This is a genomic window from Mesorhizobium sp. M0983, assembly GCF_040318975.1.
GTDB lineage: Bacteria > Pseudomonadota > Alphaproteobacteria > Rhizobiales > Rhizobiaceae > Mesorhizobium.
In genome coordinates, this window is sequence record NZ_JAMYNH010000008.1 from 138,576 (window position 1) to 155,563 (window position 16,988).

The following is a 16,988-nucleotide window of genomic DNA, read 5'->3' on the forward strand; positions in this document are numbered from 1 at the left end:
TCATGCGCGCCCATGGTTCATATGCGCAATGAAATCGGCCAGCGAGACGTTGCCGCCGGTTGCCACTACGAGAACGGTCTTGCCGGTCACGTCGACCTTGCCGCCGAGCAACGCCGCGAGTGAAGCAGCGCCCGAAGGCTCGAGCACCAGCTTCAGCCGCTCGAAGGCGATCCGCATAGCGCGCCGCACCGAAGCATCGTCGACGGTGACGCCGCGAACGCCGGCGGTCTTCACCGCTGCGAACGGCGCGTCGCCAGGCCGCCGCGACATCAGCCCGTCGCAGATCGATTTCGGCCCGATCGGCATGGTTTCGATGGCGCCATGTGCCAGCGACGAGCCCATGCCGTCAAAACCTTCCGGCTCGACGCCGATGATCTTCGTGGCTGGCGACAGGTAGTGGAAGGCCAGCGAAACACCGCCGATCAGGCCGCCGCCGCCGACCGAGCAGAACAAGAGATCGGCCTCGGTTTGCCTGGCGGCGAGCTGGTCGAGTGCCTCCAGCCCGGCACCGGCCTGGCCGGCGACGATCTCCGGATCGTCGAACGGGTGCAGCAGCGCCAGGCCTTCGCTCGCGGCGATCTCGCGCGCCCTGGCGGCAGCGACTTCCTCACGCGCGCGCTCGCCATGGTCGGTCAGCACGACGTGCGCGCCGTAGCCCGATGTGGCGTCGCGCTTGGCGGCCGGCGCGTCGATCGGCATGACGATGGTGACAGGAATGCCGAGCGCCTGGCCCGCCGCCGCCAGCCCTTGCGCGAAATTGCCGGAGGAATAGGCGACGACGCCCTTTTTGGCTTCGTCAGGCGACAGCCGCTTCAGCCGCCAGTAGGCGCCGCGCACCTTGAACGATCCTGCCCATTGCAGCGACTCGGCCTTGACGAAGAAGCGGGCGGCGCCGGTCTCGCGGGCGAGTGCCGCCGATTCCAGCAGCGGCGTGATCTGCGTCGCCTTGGAGGTGGCGGCATAGGCCTGCCTGAGATGGTCGAGCGAGGGGACGAGACTGTCTGCCATCATTTGCCTCGCGGAAAGCGCTTCTGCTCTTCGAGCAGGTCGAGGTTCATGTGATTGCGCATGTAGCGCTCCGATGCTTTCTGCAGCGGCTGGAATTCCCAAGGGTAGTGGGTGCCGTTGCGCAGCGCCGGGTAGACCACCCAGCGGCGTGCCTGGCTGGCACGCACCGCGGCATCGAACGCCGCCATGTCCCAGCGCTCCCGCACCTTGCCGGTGAAAGCCGCGACCAAAGCCGCATTGGCCGGATCGGCGGCGAGGTTGGTCAATTCCAGCGGATCCGATTCAAGATCAAACAGTTGCGGCGGATCGATCTCGCAATGGATGAATTTGTAGCGGCCCTCGCGCATCGCCACCATCGGCGCGTTCGAGCCTTCGGCTGCATATTCCATCAGCACCGGCGCGGAGCGTTTCCTTCCGTTCAGCAGCGGCAGTAGCGACTGGCCGTCGGTCCACGGCGCAATCGCGCTGATGTCGATGCCGGCGAGATCGCAAAGCGTCGGCGTCACGTCGAGGTTGGAGACCGGCGTGTCGATCAGCCCGGTGCGTATGCTCTTGCCGGCGATCATCAGCGGCACCCGCGCCGAACCTTCGAAGAAGCACATCTTGAACCACAGGCCGCGCTCGCCGAGCATGTCGCCGTGGTCCGAGCAGAACAGGATGACCGTGTCGTCGAGCATGTGCGTGCGCTCGAGCACCGACAGCAACTCGCCGAGCTTGTCGTCGAGATAGGAGATATTGGCGAAATAGCCGCGCCGCGCGCGGCGGATCTGCTCCGCGGTGATGTCAAAGCTATCATAGTCGCTGGCGCGGTAGAGCCGCTGCGAATGCGGGTCCTGCCTGTCGTAGGGAATGAAGCCGATCTCGGGCTCGAGCGCCGGGCAATCCTCGTAGAGGTCCCAGTAGCGCCGCCGTGCGACGTAGGGATCGTGCGGATGGGTGAAGGAAACCGTCAAGCACCAGGGCCGATGTGCGACGTCGTCGGAGACGCGGGCAAGATCGTAGAGCTTCTGCACCGCATGGAAGGCGACCTCGTCGTCATACTCCAGCTGGTTGGTGATTTCGGCAGTTCCGGCACCGCTCACTGAGCCCAGATTGTGATACCACCAGTCGATCCGCTCGCCGGGCTTGCGATAGTCCGGCGTCCAGCCGAAATCGGCCGGATAGATGTCGGTGGTCAGCCGTTCCTCGAAGCCGTGCAACTGGTCCGGCCCGACGAAATGCATCTTGCCAGAGAGGCAGGTGTGATAGCCGGCGGCGCGCAGATGATGGGCAAAGGTCGGGATCGACGAGGTGAATTCGGCGGCGTTGTCATAGACCCCGGTGCGTGACGGCAATTGGCCGCTCATGAATGCGGCGCGGCCCGGCGCGCAGAGCGGCGAGGCGGTGTAGTTGTTGCAAAAACGCGCCGAACGCGCGGCGAGCGCCTTCAGATGTGGCGCGTGCAGGAAGTCTGCCGGCCCGTCTGGAAACAGCGTTCCGTTGAGCTGATCGACCATGACGATCAGGATGTTGGGTCGCTTGGATGTCACTGCTTCTGCCGTCCGCTAAGCTTCATTTCGAGATAGTCCTCAACCAGTGCGATCGCGGTCGCGGCATCGGGCACGCCGTCCTTCAGCGCGCGCCTGATATAGAGCCCGTCGATCAGCGCCGCCGTCGCTTCGGCAACCCGGTCGGCCTCGCTTCTCGGCAGGATACCGGTCAGCCCGCTAAGCAGATTGGAATGCAGCCGCCGTGCATAGACCTTGAGCAGCCGGCGAAGTGCTGCCGATTTCTGCGCCTCGACATAGAAGGCGAGCCAGGCGGCGATCGTTTCCGGCTGGAACTGGACGTCGGAGAAATTGACCGCGACCACTGCCGAGACGCGCTGGCGCGCCGTGCCGGCCGTGCGAAGCGCGCGCCGCGTATCGGCGGTGAGCCCGCTCAGGATGTGCCGCATCGTCGCCAACAGCAATTCGTCCTTGGCGCCGAAATAATGGTGGGCAAGCGCCGAGGACACGCCGGCGCGCCCGGCGATTTCCGACATCGTGACATCAAGCGAACCGCGCTCGCCGATCGCCGAGATCGTTGCGTCGATGAGCGCCTTGCGGCGCAACGGCTCCATTCCGAGTTTCGGCATTCTTGCTCCGGCCTGTTGGGTAAGTTTATTTTTTATTGACGCATCAATCAACAAAAAATTCAGCCTGATTTGCTGGCAAATGCCAGGCGTTATGACCAGATATCAAGATCAAGCGATTGTGCGGTTCTGGCCCCTTCACGAAACCGGCGGAACGGTTCATCCTTGAACAATGCCGAGCGGCCGCGACATCGCGCAGCCGGGCCTGCAGGATGGGGATCGCCATGACAGCATGCATCGTCGGTTGGGCGCATTCGCGCTTCGGCAAGCTCGAAGGCGAGACGCTGGAGGGCCTGATCACCAAGGTGGCGGTCGAGGCGCTCGATCATGCCGGCATCGGTCCAGATGACGTCGACGAGATCGTGCTCGGCCACTTCAACGCCGGGTTTTCCGCCCAGGATTTCACCGCGAGCCTGGTCCTCCAGGCAGACGACCGGCTGCGCTTCAAGCCGGCGACCCGCGTCGAGAACGCCTGCGCCACCGGCTCGGCGGCGGTCAGGCAAGGCATCCGCGCCATCGACGCAAATGCCGCCCGTATCGTGCTGGTGGTCGGCGCCGAGCAGATGACGACGACGCCCGGTCCTGAGATCGGCAAGAACCTGCTCAAGGCCTCGTATCTGCCGGAGGATGGTGACACGCCGGCAGGCTTCGCTGGCGTCTTCGGCAAGATCGCTCAAGCCTATTTCCAGCGCTACGGCGACCAGTCGGATGCGCTGGCGATGATCGCCGCCAAGAACCATAAGAACGGCGTCGACAATCCCTACGCGCAGATGCGCAAGGATTTCGGCTACGAGTTCTGCCGGCAGGAAAGCGAAAAAAACCCCTTCGTCGCCGGTCCGCTGAAGCGCACAGACTGCTCGCTGGTTTCGGACGGCGCCGCCGCCCTTGTCCTCGCCGACACGGCGACGGCGCTGAAGATGCGCCGCGCCGTCGCCTTCCGCGCCAATGAGCATGTGCAGGATTTCCTGCCGATGTCGAAGCGCGACATCCTCGCGTTCGAAGGTTGCGAGCAGGCCTGGAATCAGGCGCTGAAGCAGGCCGGCGTGACGCTCGGCGACCTGTCCTTCGTCGAGACGCATGACTGTTTCACCATCGCCGAGCTGATCGAGTATGAGGCGATGGGCCTGGCCAAGCCGGGCGAGGGCGCCAAGCTGGCGTTGGATGGCGAAACGGCGAAAGACGGAAGGCTGCCGGTCAATCCGTCCGGCGGGCTGAAGGCCAAGGGCCACCCGATCGGTGCCACCGGTGTATCGATGCATGTGCTGAGCGCCATGCAACTCGTCGGCGAGGCGGGCGGCATCCAGGTGCCGGGAGCAAAGCTCGGCGGCATCTTCAACATGGGCGGTGCGGCAGTCGCCAACTACGTTTCCATTCTCGACCGGATCAGATAAAAGCGGCGCCGCATTACAGCGCCGCGGACCGTTCGGCCGCGCAAAAGGGTGCTATATCGCTTTGATTTTGCGCATGATCCTTTTCGAAAATTGATTCCGAGTTTCGAGATCATGCGCTAGCGGGGAATTCATGACAAATCCGGTTCTGGTCGAAGTTTTGCGCGGCGCTATCGTCGAGAGCGCGCATCGCGGCGCTGTTGCCGTCTTCGACGCCGACGGCAAGCCTGTTTGGGAGATCGGCGACACGGCACAACCGGTGTTCCCGCGTTCGGCGGTCAAGGCGATCCAGGCGTTGCCGCTGGTCGAGAGCGGCGCTGCCGATGCCTACGGCTTCGGTGACCGGGAGCTGGCACTGGCCTGCGCCTCGCATTCCGGCGAGCCGCCACATGTCGAGCTCGCGAGGGCTATGCTGGCGAAGGCCGGCCTGGACGAGACGGCACTCGAATGCGGCGCGCATTGGCCGTCGAGCCATGGGGCGACGCTGGCGCTTGCCCGCGCCGGCAGCGTGCCGAACGCGCTGCACAACAATTGTTCCGGCAAGCACTCAGGCTTCCTATGCACCTGCGTTCACAGCGGCATCGCCCATCGCGGTTACGTCAAGGCTGGCCATGCTTCGCAGGAGATGGTGCGCGAAGCGATGCAGGCGGTGACCGGTGCTGCCCATGACGCCGATCACCGTGGCACTGACGGCTGCTCGATTCCGACCTATGCCGTGCCGCTGCGCAGCTTTGCGCTTGGCTTTGCCCGCATGGCGACAGGCGCCAGCTTCGAGCCGGTGCGCGCCCGGGCGGCGAAGCGGCTGCTTTCCGCCTGCATGGCTGAGCCGTTTTTCGTCGCCGGCACTGGCAGGTCCGACGTCGCGATGATGGAGGCCGCGCCCGGCCGGATCTTTGCCAAGGGGGGCGCCGAGGGCGTCCATTGTGCCGCCCTTCCAGAGCTTGGCCTTGGCATCGCGCTGAAATGCGACGACGGCGCCGGCCGCGCAACTGGAGTCATGCTCGCGGTCGTGCTGTCAAAGCTTTTGCACGCAGACCAGCCGCTGGCGGGAAAGCTGATCGAACAGGCAAATCCGCCTATCGAAAGCCGGATCGGCGCCAAAGTCGGCGCGCTCCGGCCCACCGCCGCCCTCAACTGACGTGATTGCGCTCGACGGTCAAATGCGCATAGCCGGCATTGCCTGACGCGGCGAGGTCGCCGGTCACCGGCTCGGCCCAGCGCTGGCCGACGATCGCGCCCTTCTTGACCCCGTCGATGACATTGTCGGAGATGATTGCCGTCCCGGCACCTTCGACCACGGTGACGACGATACCGGTCCCCGCCTTGCGGATGACGTTTCCCGTGGCGACCACATTGCGCATGAACGGTCCCCAGCCGATCTGCATGCCGTAGAGCGGCGCATTCTCAACGACATTGCCGGAAACGGTGGTGTCTGCCTCGACGCTGATGCCGACGCCGAAGCCGGGCGCGTCGGCAGGGTAGGGGCCGCTGGTCGACAGATTGCGGACGACGTTGCCGGAGCAGACGCCCATGCGGCCGCCTTCGTTGAAATTGACGATCGAAATACCGTTCGCAGCACCATCGACGATGTTATTGCCGATGACGGCACCTTCAAAGGAGAATTCAGAATACACGGCCGTTTCGCCCGAGCGCGAGCAGGTATTGCCGGTGATCTGCAAATTGCTGGCACTGTTGGCGCGGATCGCCGAAAACGCGCAGTCCGAAACAATATTGCCGGAGATGATGACATTGCCGGCGCGGAAGGCATTGATGCCATTGCCGTTCTGGCCGGTTCCGCCGCCGCGCGCCTGGATGCGTTCGATCCGGTTGCCGCTGACGATGGTTCCGTCTTCAGCCGCCTGCCAGCGGTGCACGAGAATGCCGCCATTGGCGCAGTCGGAGACGCTATTGCCTGATATTTCCAGGCCATCGGCCTCGACCGAATAGATGCCGGCATCGGCCGCACCGGATATCTCCGAGCGCTGGATACGACCCGAGGCGTGTTCGAGTGCCAGACCATTCTTGCCGCTGCCGTTAAGCTGGCAATTGTCGACGACCAGATGGGCGATGCGGCGCAGATCGAGCAGGCCTTGCGTATAATCGCCCATCGAGTGCTTGCTGCCGTCGAACACCAGTCCACTGAGTACGATATGCTCGGCCTGTTCCGCCATGATGAGATGGCCGTTGCCGCCATAGACGATCCGCGATGCGCCCGCCACGCCGGACAGGCGCACGCGGCCGGGCAGCGACAGGTTGGAAACGATATAGGTCCCCGGCGGCAGGAACACCGGCATGTCGCGAACGTGCGCTTCGCGCAGCAGCTTGGTGAAAGCCTTGCTCTGGTCCTCAAGCGCGCCGGGCCGGACGCCGAGATCGGTCGCATTGATCGCCCCGCGCATCGCGGCTTTGTCGATGCCGGGCAGGTTTTCTGCCGCTGCCTTGCCGAGCGAAAGCCCCATGACGGCAAAGCCGGCGGTCTGCGTAAGCAGCGTTCTTCTGTTCAACATCGGCACAGATCCCTTGCGTCCAACACTCACGCGGCAGGATTCGTGCCAGACGGGATCGGCCCCGAGGTCGGGTTTGCCGGCTATGGCTTGTGGAGTCGTCGCGCCGGGCCTAAGTTCATCGGATGAGCAGGGCCTTCACCCGCGAGGAAGACAGCGAAAACGCCATTGCCGGCATCGGCGAGCGGCCGATCAGCCATCACCGCAATCTGGTGACGGAACACGGCCTGGCGCTGATCGATGCGGAGGTGGCCGCTCTGCGCGACGAACTGGGCAGAGCCGAAAAGAGGGCCGACCGCGAGCGCATCGCGCTGGTGTCGCGTGATCTCCGCTATTGGACGGCGCGGCGTGAAAGCGCCGAGCTTTCGGTGCCGGAACCGGGCAGCGACATGGTTCGCTTCGGTATGGGCGTCACACTGGAGAGCGACGACGGCAAGAAGGTGCACTGGAAGATCGTCGGCGAGGATGAGGCCAACCCGGCCAAAGGGACAATTTCCCATATGTCGCCGATGGCGATGGCACTGTTCGGCAAGAAGGTCGGCGAAATTGCCGTGGTTAACGGCAAGGAATGGGAGATCGTCAAGCTCTCCGATAGTTAGTCTTCGAGCTTGACGACATGGTCGCGGAAGAACGCCGCGGCACCGGCCTCGTCGATTTCGCCGGCGGCGACGCCCATGACGAATTCGTAAAGCATGCCGTCATTGGCCGACAGGGCATAACCATTCACAATCAGAAATGCGCCGGCAGCGACAATGGCGGTGCGTTTGTTGCCGTCGACAAAGGCATGATTTCGGGCGATGCCGAAGACATAGACGGCGGCGAGTTCTTCAACCGACGGGTCTCCGTAGTTGGCTTTGTTCTCCGCACGGGCGAGCGCCGATTCAATGGCATTTTCATCCCTCAAGCCTTGTGCTCCGCCGTGTCGGCGCAACTGCTCGGCGTGCATCGCTTCGACTGCACGCCGCGTCAGAAACTCCCAGCTCATTCGGCGAGCTTCTGAAGCGCGACCTTGTATTTGTCCATGACCTCGCGGGCAGCTTTCATTTGCCGCTCGAAGCTGTCGTCCACCGGCTTCAGCGCAAGACCGTCACCTGTTTCAACGATTTGAAGCTGGTCGCCGGCCTTCAGGTTCAGACGATCGAGAAGCTCCCTCGGTAGGATCACGCCTTCGGAATTGCCGATCTTGCGAATGGTCGTGTTCATGGTGAGACATCCTGTTGCAACGCTGATTATAACTCAGCGTGTCGGTCGTTGCAACGGGCATTATAACAAAGCGTCAGCCCGCCTGCAGCAGCCGGTCCATCAGCCGCTCCGCCGCTTCCGGGATGACCGTGCCGGGCGGGAAGATCTCCGCTGCGCCTGCCTGCCGGACTGCATCGTAATCCTTCGGTGGAATGACGCCGCCGGCGACGATCAGCATGTCGTCGCGGCCGAGCTTCTTCAGCGCCTGTTTGAGTTCGGGAATGAGCGTCAAATGGCCTGCCGCCAACGACGAGGCGCCGACCATGTGCACGTCATGCTCGACCGCCAGCTTGGCGATCTCGTCCGGCGTCTGGAACATCGGCCCAACGGTGACGTCGAAGCCGAGATCGGCAAAGGCGGTGGCGATCACTTTCTGGCCGCGATCATGGCCGTCTTGCCCCATCTTGGCGACCAGAATACGCGGCTTGCCGCCGGACTTCTCCTCGAACGCTACGACCTTGTCCTGCAACCGGTCGACCACCGGATTGTCGCCAAGCGCGTTGCGATAGACGCCGGAGATCGTCTGCACCGAGGCGACATGGCGGCCGAAGACCTTTTCCAGCGCCAGCGAAATCTCGCCGACCGTGGCATTGGCGCGCGCCGCCCGGATGGCGAATTCCAGCAGGTTTTCGTTACTCCCGGCAGCACGGGTCAGCGCATCGAGCGCGCTCTCGACGGCGGCGACGTCACGCGTGCCTTTCAGCCGCTGCAGCTTCGACAATTGCCGCGCCCTGACTTCCGCGTTGTCGATCCTCAGCACGTCGACTTCGATGTCTGTGCCGGGACGGTGGGCATTGACGCCGACCACGATCTGTTCGCCGGAATCGATGCGCGCCTGGGTGCGCGCGGCAGCCTCTTCGATGCGCAGCTTCGGTAGGCCCTTTTCGATCGCCGCGGCCATGCCCCCGAGGCTCTCGACCTCCTCGATATGGGCAAGCGCGCGCGCCGCCAGATCATGCGTCAGCCGCTCGACATAGGCAGAGCCGCCCCACGGGTCGATGCTCCGGGTCGTGCCGGATTCCTTCTGCAGGATGAGCTGTGTGTTGCGGGCGATGCGGGCCGAATGATCGGTCGGCAGCGCCATTGCCTCGTCGAAGGAATTGGTGTGCAGCGACTGCGTGTGGCCTTGAGTCGCCGCCATCGCCTCTATCATGGTGCGGATGATGTTGTTGTAGGGGTCCTGCGCCGTCAGCGACCAGCCCGAAGTCTGGCAATGGGTGCGCAGCGACAGCGAGCGCTCGTCCTTCGGCGAAAAGTTCTTCAGCATCAGGCTGGCCCACAAAAGGCGCGCTGCTCTCAGCTTCGCGACTTCCATGAAGAAATTCATGCCGATCGCCCAGAAAAACGAGAGGCGCGGCGCGAAACGGTCGATGTCGAGGCCGGCCGCGACGCCGGCGCGGGCATATTCGATACCGTCGGCAATCGTGTAGGCGAGCTCGAGGTCCGCCGTCGCTCCCGCCTCCTGCATGTGGTAGCCGGAGATCGAGATCGAATTGAACTTCGGCATATGCGTCGACGTGTAGGAAAAAATGTCCGACACGATCCGCATCGAAGGTTTGGGCGGATAGATGTAGGTGTTGCGCACCATGAACTCTTTCAGGATGTCGTTCTGAATGGTCCCAGTGAGGTCCTTCTGCGCGACGCCCTGTTCCTCCGCCGCCACGATATAGAGCGCCATGATCGGCAGCACCGCGCCGTTCATCGTCATCGATACCGTCATCTCGTTAAGCGGGATGCCCTCGAACAGCTGGCGCATGTCGAGAATGGAATCGATGGCGACGCCGGCCATTCCGACATCGCCGGCGACGCGCGGATGGTCGCTGTCGTAGCCGCGATGCGTGGCGAGATCGAAGGCGACCGACAGGCCTTTCTGGCCGGCGGCAAGGTTGCGCCGGTAGAAGGCGTTGGACTCTTCGGCCGTCGAGAAGCCGGCATATTGCCGGATCGTCCAGGGTTGCTGGACATACATCGTCGGATAGGGGCCGCGCATGAAGGGCGGCAGGCCCGGATAGGTATCGAGATGCGGCAAGCCCTTGAGATCGCCCTGGTTGTAGAGATGCTTGACGGCAATGCCTTCCGGCGTCATCCGCTGGCCTTTGACGTCGACCGGCGCCCGCCGTGGCGGCGACCAGCCGATCTGGCTGAAATCGGGGATCATGGTACGGCTCCGATCGACTGATCGATGCGGATCGGAAACAGCGGCTCGCACACCGCAACGCCTTCGGTGAAGGCTGGCCGCCGCTCCGCCGCCAGCGTCTCGGCCGGACGCTCGGTTTTCGACGGGTGCAGCGTCGTGCCGACGATCGCCCGTTCGCCCGCCTGGTAGGCAGCGTTGCGGCGGGCGGAAGCTGCCTGCACGCGTCTCTGGACGTGGCCTTGTTCGAGGCTGGTCAGCACGCCGCCTTCCGCCTCGATCTGCTGGAACTCCTGCCAGGCCGCCGCGCAGAGCTCCGCAGTCAGGGTTTCGACGGCGCCCGAACCGCAAGCCGGATCGGCGACGTGGTCGATGTGGCTTTCATTGGCCATGATCAGTTGCGCGTTGCGGGCAACGCGGCGTGCAAAACCCGCGGGCAGGCCGTGCGCGATGGTATGCGGCAGGATGGCGATCGAATCCGCCCCGCCGGCGGCAGCGGCAAAAGCGGCGATGGTGGTGCGCAGGATGTTGGTTTCCGGGTCGGCCGCCGTCATCATCCTGAAGGAGGTTTCGGCATGGATGCTGGCGGTGGAGGGCGGTATCGAGCAGGCCTCCTGGACACGCGCCCACAGTCTCCGCAACGCCCTGACCTTGGCCGTCGACACGAACTGGTCCTGGTCGACGCTGAGCGCAAAACCGATATGCGGCGCCGCATAGACAAGCGGCTGGCGCGCCTTCTCGAACAGCCTCAAATAGGAGACTGCCGAGGCGAGCATCGTGCCAAGCTCCTGCGCCTCGGTTGCGCCGGCATTGTGGAACACCCGCCCGTCGGCTTCCAGCAGCACGCCGGGCACCCCCATCGAAAAGAAATGTGCGAGCGACTGCGGCATCGATGCCTGCAAAGCTTCGATCGACATGCGCAGCCTGCCGGTCCCGGCAAATATCGCCGCCGGATCGATGCCGAAGGAGAGGTTGAGCTTTGCCGGGTCGGAGCGGCGCTTGGTCAAGAACGCCACCAGCCAGTCGGCCACGGCGCGGCTCCAGGGATGGGCATCGATGCGGATCTGGATGCGGTTGAGCGGCACGCCGTCGAGCACGCTCTCCAGCGCCTCGGCCGTCCTCGGCAAGCCATAGCCGAAGGCGTTCGGCGCGCCTTCGAAGACAAGCGACAGTCCGGTAGCACCCTGCGCGACGTCTTCCAGCGCCTGCGCCCTGGCGCGGCCTATGTCCGGATCGTCGATACGCTGGCTGACGATCCACGGTGATCCCGGGTTGGCGCGCACGACAGGCTCGACGGTCACCGAACGCTCGTAGAGCGGCTCGATGCGGATGGCGTCGTCCGTATGCGAGACGAGCTTTTCCTCGAAGGAACCGCCGGCCAGCGCCTTCTCCGCCAGCGCCAGCCATCGTTGCCGGTCGGCGCTCGGAAGGTCGGCATCATGGGTCAAGGCACCGGCGCCCATCCGTTCTCCTCGTTCTAGTGGCCGTGTCAGCCTACTATGTCAGTCTACGGTCCCCGGTCCCATATCACAATGCAGCACACATGCCGTGCAACTCGCCTTCCGTGACGGTGACCGTCAACCGATTGCCAAACATGGGCAGGTTCCGCAAGCTCCAAAAGCCATTTTCGACGATGCCCATTGTCGCTGCGCAATGGCCTCACTATACCTGCGGCGGGCCTCCCTTTTCTTCAAGGGGATCAGGGCATTCAACCCTATAGGTTTGCGGAGACCGGACACATGGCCGACGACACCAGTATCTTCATGGGAGCCAGCCGCAAGCCGGACGACAGCTATCAGCGGCCGGAACGGCTTTTGCTGCAATATGGCAATCGTCACGGCCTGGTCACCGGCGCGACCGGCACCGGCAAGACGGTGACCCTGCAGATATTGGCCGAGGGTTTCTCCAATGCCGGCGTGCCGGTATTCTGCGCCGACATCAAGGGCGATCTGTCGGGTATCGCCATGATGGGCACAGCGCAGGATTTTCTGGTCAAGCGGGCCGAGCAGGTCAAGCTCGATCCCTATGAGTTCCAGGAATTTCCGGTCATCTTCTGGGATCTGTTCGGCGAGCAGGGTCACCCGATCCGCGCCACCATCTCGGAGATGGGGCCGCTGCTTCTGTCGCGGCTGATGAACCTCTCCGAGGCGCAGGAAGGCATTATGAACATCGCCTTCCGCATCGCCGACGAGGAAGGCCTTTTGCTGCTCGACTTGAAGGACCTGCAGTCACTGCTTGCCAACATCGCCGACCGCGCCGAAGAGATCGGCGCCCGCTACGGCAATGTGACGAAACCTTCGGTCGGCGCCATCCAGCGCACGCTGCTGGTCCTGGAGCAGCAGGGCGCTGCCAATTTCTTCGGCGAGCCGGCATTGCGGATCGCCGACATCATGCGCACCACGCGCGATGGACGCGGCGCCATCAGCGTGCTCGCCGCCGACAAACTGATGATGAATCCGCGGCTCTATGCGACGTTCCTTCTGTGGCTGATGTCGGAACTGTTCGAGGAACTGCCCGAGGTCGGCGACCCGGACAAGCCGAAGCTGGTCTTCTTCTTCGACGAGGCGCATCTTCTGTTCGACGACGCGCCGAAGGTGCTGATCGACCGCGTCGAACAGGTGGTCCGGCTGATCCGTTCGAAGGGCGTCGGCGTTTATTTCGTCACGCAAAATCCGCTGGATATCCCTGAAACGGTGCTGGCGCAGTTGGGCAACCGCGTGCAGCACGCACTGCGTGCCTATACGCCGCGCGAACAGAAGGCCGTCAAGACGGCGGCCGAGACGTTCAGGCCCAATCCCGATTTCGACTGTGCAACCGTGATCACGCAGCTCGGCACCGGCGAGGCACTCGTCTCCACGCTGGAAGCCAAGGGCGTGCCGTCCATGGTACAGCGCACGCTGATCCGCCCGCCATCCTCGCGGCTTGGCCCGATCACGCCCGAAGAGCGCCGCAAGCTGATCACTGAGAGCCCGGTTTCGGGACAGTACGACCAGACCGTCGATCGCGAATCGGCTTTCGAGATGCTGCAAAAAAAGGCCAAGGACGCCCAGGAGGCACAAGCGCAGCAGCAGGAGAGCGGCCGTTCGCGCTGGACCATTCCCGGCTTCGGCAATGACGATCCCCAGCCAGCTGGCGGCCGCCGCGCGCCGCGGCCTTCCAACCGCCAGACGGTGGCGGAGGCGGCGATCAAATCCGTGGTGCGCTCGGTCGGCTCGTCGGTCGGACGGGCGATCGTCCGCGGCATACTGGGCAGCCTGTCCAGGGGGCGGTGAGGGAGCATCGCACCGAAGGGCGGGCATCTGTGTTGGCAAATTCTGTCATGACATCAAGCGCCGGCAGCCAGATCTGGAGAACAGCGGACGGCGGCTATGCGGCGAGGGCGGCCGCTTGGCGGCGATGCGCCGAACGTCTTGATCGGGGCCATTGGTTGACCGTCTGGTTTTGGAACGCCTTTCCGATTGGCTGCCAATGGGAAAGTGCGTAATCTCGACCGACGCGGCTTGCCCGGTGTTTGCTTCGGACCGGTCGGCAGTGCCTTTTTGAATAGCGATCCAGTCCTTAGTTGGTTGGACCTACGTACTCCCTCGCAGACGCTCGGAAAACCGAAAAACGCTCCAGCGCAAGCGGGCCAGGCCGGCCGCGAAGTACCGCGACCAAACGATCGGTAAAACCTGGGCGAGCCGTGGAGGCACTCCGAAGCGGCTCCAAGCCTACTCACCAAGGCAAAGGTCGAAGATCAGCATTTTAGACTCAGCTTCGCCCGACAGGTATAGTCTGCGTCGACTCGCTGGGTTGGGGTATGATCGCTCGCATTGCCAAGGCCACCAAGAAGTTCATCGCGCCCATCTTTGATGTGAAGGAGATGGCGAATGAAGCTGATGTCGAGCACAAGCTCGTCACCCCCTTCCTGACGAATGAAGCCTACCTGGGGATACCATCCGCCTGGGTTCGCAACCAAGACTACATGACCCCGACGGACATCGATAAGCTGGCGGGCAAGAGGTATGGCTACAAGCCCGACCAGTCTATCTGGCTGAACGGCCTCCCTCTCCTTGTCGTCGAGAACAAGGAGCCCGGCGAAACAATCGAGTCGGCACTTCGCGAGGCACGTATGTACGCCAGCGAGGTCAACAAGCGCTATCCGCCTGAAGTGAACCCCATCGGCTATGTGTTGGCCAGCAACGGCCACCAACTCGGCCTTTCCAACGCGGATAGCGAGATGGACACACTCATCGTCTCGTCGGCAGACGTGGAGCCTGGCAGCAGTGTTCTCGACGCCTTTAAGGGTGCCATCGGTAAGCACGCTCTGGAGGAGAGGGCGAGGAAGCTCGCCCCGCACTTCGCCACGCGCCAGCTTTACTCCGTCTCGTCGCCCATCGGTGGGCAGGCAAAGCTTACCCGGCAGCTCGGTGTCAACGAGTTCGCAGAGCCCCTTTTCCCGGTTCTCACGCGGTACTTTGACGACAGTTCGGAAACGCCCGACGAGGTGATCGACCGCGCCTATGTCAACTCTGACGAGTTGACCCGGTACCAGGGCATCCTCGAAACCTACCTGAAGGATCGCACCGCCAGCATCGGCGGCAACCAGCTCAAGACCATCGAGACCAGCCGTACTTCGGCGACAACGCTCACCGGAGAAATTCAGAAGTTCGCGGGCAAGCCGGCGTTCTTCAGCCGCGTGCAGATAGTGGTGGGCTCGGTCGGCGCGGGGAAAAGCACGTTTATCCGCCGCTATCACCGTCACCTGATGACGAAGGAGGTGAAGGCGAAGACGCTCTGGGCGTTCATCAACTTCAACGTCACCGGTTCGCGCAACGACATGAACGGCTTCGTGGCGGAGCAGTTTTTGAAGTCATTCGCCGAAATGAACGGCGACGACTTCTACGAGGAGGCGACACTCGACAAGATCCTCGTCCTGGAGATGCTCAAGTTCGAGCGCTCGAATCGCAGCCTGGCAAAGGACAATCCGGCCGAGTACGCGAAGCGGAAGGCCGACGAGCGCGCCAAGCTCATGGACGACAACGAGAAGTTCGTCGGCGCTCTCTCCCGCTATTTCGCCGGTGAGCGCGGGCTCGGTATGGTCGTGGTTTTTGATAACGTCGACAAGGAATCCAGCGACCGCCAGCTCGCCATTTTCGAAACAGCACAATGGTTCAAGGACCTCACGAAGTCGCTCGTCATCGTCAATCTCCGCGATGTGACCTTCGAGGCGCACCGTGAGGAAAAGCCACTCGACGCCTTCATCAACGCCATCAATTTCTACATCCGGCCTCCCCGGTTCGCACAGGTCATCAGGAAGCGCCTCGAACTGATGATGGAAAGCCTGCCGACTGAGGTTGCGCGGAAGCAGGAATACACCCTGACCGGTGGCCAGAAGGTTCGGTACAACGCCGATCGCCTGGGCGAGTTCGTCATGCGGATTTACCTCTCGCTCTTCGAGAGCCGCGACATGGCCTCCATGCTGGAATCTCTCGTCGCAAAGGATGTGCGCCGGGCGCTGGGCATGTTCTCAGACATCATCGTCTCGCCGCATATCTCTACAAATCAAATCACCGGCGCAGCCCTCGCTGGCCAGCAGGGATATCGCATACCGGAATGGGCGATCCTCCGGTCGTTGATGCGCGGCCGCTACCAGTATTTCAACGGCAAGGGTGTTTACATCCACGACATCATCAGTGCGGATGATGCCCATACCCGCCCCAGCAACTTCATTTTCCTCGACGTGCTGGAGTTCCTTGTCCGCAACCGCAAAACCCGCCTGGAATACAGCCAGGAAGGGTACATCAGCATCGGACGGCTGGTTAAAGAGATGAGCAGGTTGGGCTACGACGAAGGCGATGCCGACCTCGCCATCCGGTCGCTCATCGCGAAGGGGATGATCGAGCCTGAAAGCCTAGTGGAAACGGACCTCACCTCGGAAGAGCCCGTCAGGGCGCACGCTTCGGGATACGTCCACACGAGAATGCTCCTGCGGCAGGTCGAGTACATCACCGGAGTTACGCCAACAATCAAGGTAGCGTCGTCCGACGTGGCCACCTATATCGGCTCCATCTGGGCGGGCTGGGATCCCAAGCATGAGATGTCCGTGACCAACAAGGCCCGCATCTTGCAGAAACTCCTAGACTACTTGCGGCTCGAATATCAGCGGCGCACCCGCCGCCACCCCTTCTATGAGGAAAATGGCCATGGTGGCCGGCTTCTCGTGCAGGCGGTTGAGAACGCCTCGAACTATCTCCAAGGGGTTTTGAACGACCCCAAGCAGCCGCAGCGCACATTCGTGCCCCGTTACGGGCAGAACTGGCAAAAAAAAGGCTCCTAGCAGGTCTTGGAGATATGAAACGCTGCATGGTTGCAGCGATGTCCGCTTTCGGGAAGTAGTCTTGCACGCTTGAATGACCAGCTTCAGGCGCAAAGCGGTGATCCGAACGCTCGGCCTGCCGAAGACGGATTTGGATCATGAGCTGTCCACCGGCGGCGTCTGCACAGAGCGCGGCAAAATCCGCTGCTCGGCGTAAGGACCGCACCTGAAGGCGGGCGCCGGCACCGGCAAGCCGACGCGCAGCAAAACCAGCAGGAGCGAGGAATATCCCGCCCCCGTG

General features: G+C 63.1%; 14 protein-coding genes. 5 read left to right on the top strand and 9 right to left on the bottom strand.

Going from position 1 to position 16,988, the window contains the following annotated elements:
• The 4 genes from NKH71_RS16910 to NKH71_RS16925 are packed head-to-tail and all read right to left on the bottom strand — an operon-like array spanning nt 1 to nt 3,347.
• Complete coding sequence (locus tag NKH71_RS16910) at nt 1-1,008, bottom strand: threonine/serine dehydratase family protein (RefSeq protein ID WP_023718433.1); 1,008 nt, start codon at nt 1,006-1,008, stop codon at nt 1-3.
• Complete coding sequence (betC, locus tag NKH71_RS16915) at nt 1,008-2,537, bottom strand: choline-sulfatase (protein WP_023718432.1); 1,530 nt, start codon at nt 2,535-2,537, stop codon at nt 1,008-1,010. The genes NKH71_RS16910 and betC overlap by 1 nt, the downstream gene beginning before the upstream one ends.
• Nucleotides 2,534-3,124 (bottom strand): choline-binding transcriptional repressor BetI, encoded by a 591-nt coding sequence (betI, locus tag NKH71_RS16920; RefSeq protein ID WP_023718431.1) that lies wholly within the window; start codon nt 3,122-3,124, stop codon nt 2,534-2,536. Before betI ends, betC begins: the two co-directional genes overlap by 4 nt.
• Before the next feature lie 43 nt (nt 3,125-3,167).
• A complete protein-coding gene (locus NKH71_RS16925) occupies nt 3,168-3,347 on the bottom strand; it encodes a hypothetical protein (RefSeq protein WP_156948046.1) in 180 nt (59 codons plus the stop codon).
• Here NKH71_RS16925 and NKH71_RS16930 point away from each other — a divergent pair.
• On the top strand, nt 3,346-4,512 hold the full coding sequence (locus tag NKH71_RS16930; protein ID WP_352454289.1) for an acetyl-CoA acetyltransferase: 1,167 nt from the start codon (nt 3,346-3,348) through the stop codon (nt 4,510-4,512). The genes NKH71_RS16925 and NKH71_RS16930 overlap by 2 nt on opposite strands.
• A 130-nt stretch (nt 4,513-4,642) precedes the next feature.
• The gene (locus NKH71_RS16935) at nt 4,643-5,647 is read left to right on the top strand and encodes an asparaginase (protein WP_352639560.1); all 1,005 of its coding nucleotides are present in this window, start codon (nt 4,643-4,645) and stop codon (nt 5,645-5,647) included.
• On the opposite strand, the gene NKH71_RS16940 is transcribed toward NKH71_RS16935, so the two are convergent.
• On the bottom strand, nt 5,640-7,016 hold the full coding sequence (locus tag NKH71_RS16940; RefSeq protein ID WP_352639558.1) for a TIGR03808 family TAT-translocated repetitive protein: 1,377 nt from the start codon (nt 7,014-7,016) through the stop codon (nt 5,640-5,642). The genes NKH71_RS16935 and NKH71_RS16940 overlap by 8 nt on opposite strands.
• A gap of 122 nt (nt 7,017-7,138) precedes the next feature.
• On the opposite strand from NKH71_RS16940, the gene NKH71_RS16945 reads away from it, so the two are divergent.
• Nucleotides 7,139-7,612, top strand: a complete 474-nt coding sequence (locus tag NKH71_RS16945; RefSeq protein WP_352639557.1) for a GreA/GreB family elongation factor — start codon at nt 7,139-7,141, stop codon at nt 7,610-7,612.
• Here NKH71_RS16945 and NKH71_RS16950 read toward each other — a convergent pair.
• The 4 genes from NKH71_RS16950 to NKH71_RS16965 form a co-directional block, all read right to left on the bottom strand.
• Entirely contained in the window at nt 7,609-7,998 is a 390-nt protein-coding gene (locus tag NKH71_RS16950; protein WP_023718426.1) for a type II toxin-antitoxin system death-on-curing family toxin, read from the bottom strand. The genes NKH71_RS16945 and NKH71_RS16950 overlap by 4 nt on opposite strands.
• On the bottom strand, nt 7,995-8,216 hold the full coding sequence (locus tag NKH71_RS16955; RefSeq protein ID WP_095496758.1) for an AbrB/MazE/SpoVT family DNA-binding domain-containing protein: 222 nt from the start codon (nt 8,214-8,216) through the stop codon (nt 7,995-7,997). The genes NKH71_RS16950 and NKH71_RS16955 overlap by 4 nt, the downstream gene beginning before the upstream one ends.
• 73 nt (nt 8,217-8,289) lie before the next feature.
• Nucleotides 8,290-10,413 carry a methylmalonyl-CoA mutase gene (gene scpA / locus NKH71_RS16960; protein WP_352789017.1) on the bottom strand — a complete coding sequence of 708 codons (2,124 nt, stop codon included), beginning with the start codon at nt 10,411-10,413 and terminating at the stop codon, nt 8,290-8,292.
• Nucleotides 10,410-11,852 (bottom strand): methylmalonyl-CoA mutase subunit beta, encoded by a 1,443-nt coding sequence (locus tag NKH71_RS16965; RefSeq protein ID WP_352789016.1) that lies wholly within the window; start codon nt 11,850-11,852, stop codon nt 10,410-10,412. The genes scpA and NKH71_RS16965 overlap by 4 nt, the downstream gene beginning before the upstream one ends.
• 276 nt (nt 11,853-12,128) lie before the next feature.
• Here NKH71_RS16965 and NKH71_RS16970 point away from each other — a divergent pair, with 276 nt between their 5' ends.
• On the top strand, nt 12,129-13,661 hold the full coding sequence (locus NKH71_RS16970; protein WP_352789013.1) for a helicase HerA-like C-terminal domain-containing protein: 1,533 nt from the start codon (nt 12,129-12,131) through the stop codon (nt 13,659-13,661).
• 527 nt (nt 13,662-14,188) lie between these two features.
• Complete coding sequence (locus NKH71_RS16975; protein WP_352895191.1) at nt 14,189-16,708, top strand: type I restriction endonuclease; 2,520 nt, start codon at nt 14,189-14,191, stop codon at nt 16,706-16,708.
• The last annotated feature ends 280 nt before the right edge of the window (nt 16,709-16,988 follow it).

Bases quoted from the DNA above. Each gene is read 5' to 3' on its own strand.
- NKH71_RS16910 (WP_023718433.1), bottom strand. From the start codon at position 1,008: ATGGCAGACAGTCTCGTCCCCTCGCTCGACCATCTCAGGCAGGCCTAT.
- betI (WP_023718431.1), bottom strand. From the start codon at position 3,124: ATGCCGAAACTCGGAATGGAGCCGTTGCGCCGCAAGGCGCTCATCGAC.
- NKH71_RS16930 (WP_352454289.1), top strand. From the start codon at position 3,346: ATGACAGCATGCATCGTCGGTTGGGCGCATTCGCGCTTCGGCAAGCTC.
- NKH71_RS16925 (WP_156948046.1), bottom strand. From the start codon at position 3,347: ATGGCGATCCCCATCCTGCAGGCCCGGCTGCGCGATGTCGCGGCCGCT.
- NKH71_RS16935 (WP_352639560.1), top strand. From the start codon at position 4,643: ATGACAAATCCGGTTCTGGTCGAAGTTTTGCGCGGCGCTATCGTCGAG.
- NKH71_RS16940 (WP_352639558.1), bottom strand. From the start codon at position 7,016: ATGTTGAACAGAAGAACGCTGCTTACGCAGACCGCCGGCTTTGCCGTC.
- NKH71_RS16945 (WP_352639557.1), top strand. From the start codon at position 7,139: ATGAGCAGGGCCTTCACCCGCGAGGAAGACAGCGAAAACGCCATTGCC.
- NKH71_RS16950 (WP_023718426.1), bottom strand. From the start codon at position 7,998: ATGAGCTGGGAGTTTCTGACGCGGCGTGCAGTCGAAGCGATGCACGCC.
- NKH71_RS16955 (WP_095496758.1), bottom strand. From the start codon at position 8,216: ATGAACACGACCATTCGCAAGATCGGCAATTCCGAAGGCGTGATCCTA.
- scpA (WP_352789017.1), bottom strand. From the start codon at position 10,413: ATGATCCCCGATTTCAGCCAGATCGGCTGGTCGCCGCCACGGCGGGCG.
- NKH71_RS16965 (WP_352789016.1), bottom strand. From the start codon at position 11,852: ATGGGCGCCGGTGCCTTGACCCATGATGCCGACCTTCCGAGCGCCGAC.
- NKH71_RS16970 (WP_352789013.1), top strand. From the start codon at position 12,129: ATGGCCGACGACACCAGTATCTTCATGGGAGCCAGCCGCAAGCCGGAC.
- NKH71_RS16975 (WP_352895191.1), top strand. From the start codon at position 14,189: ATGATCGCTCGCATTGCCAAGGCCACCAAGAAGTTCATCGCGCCCATC.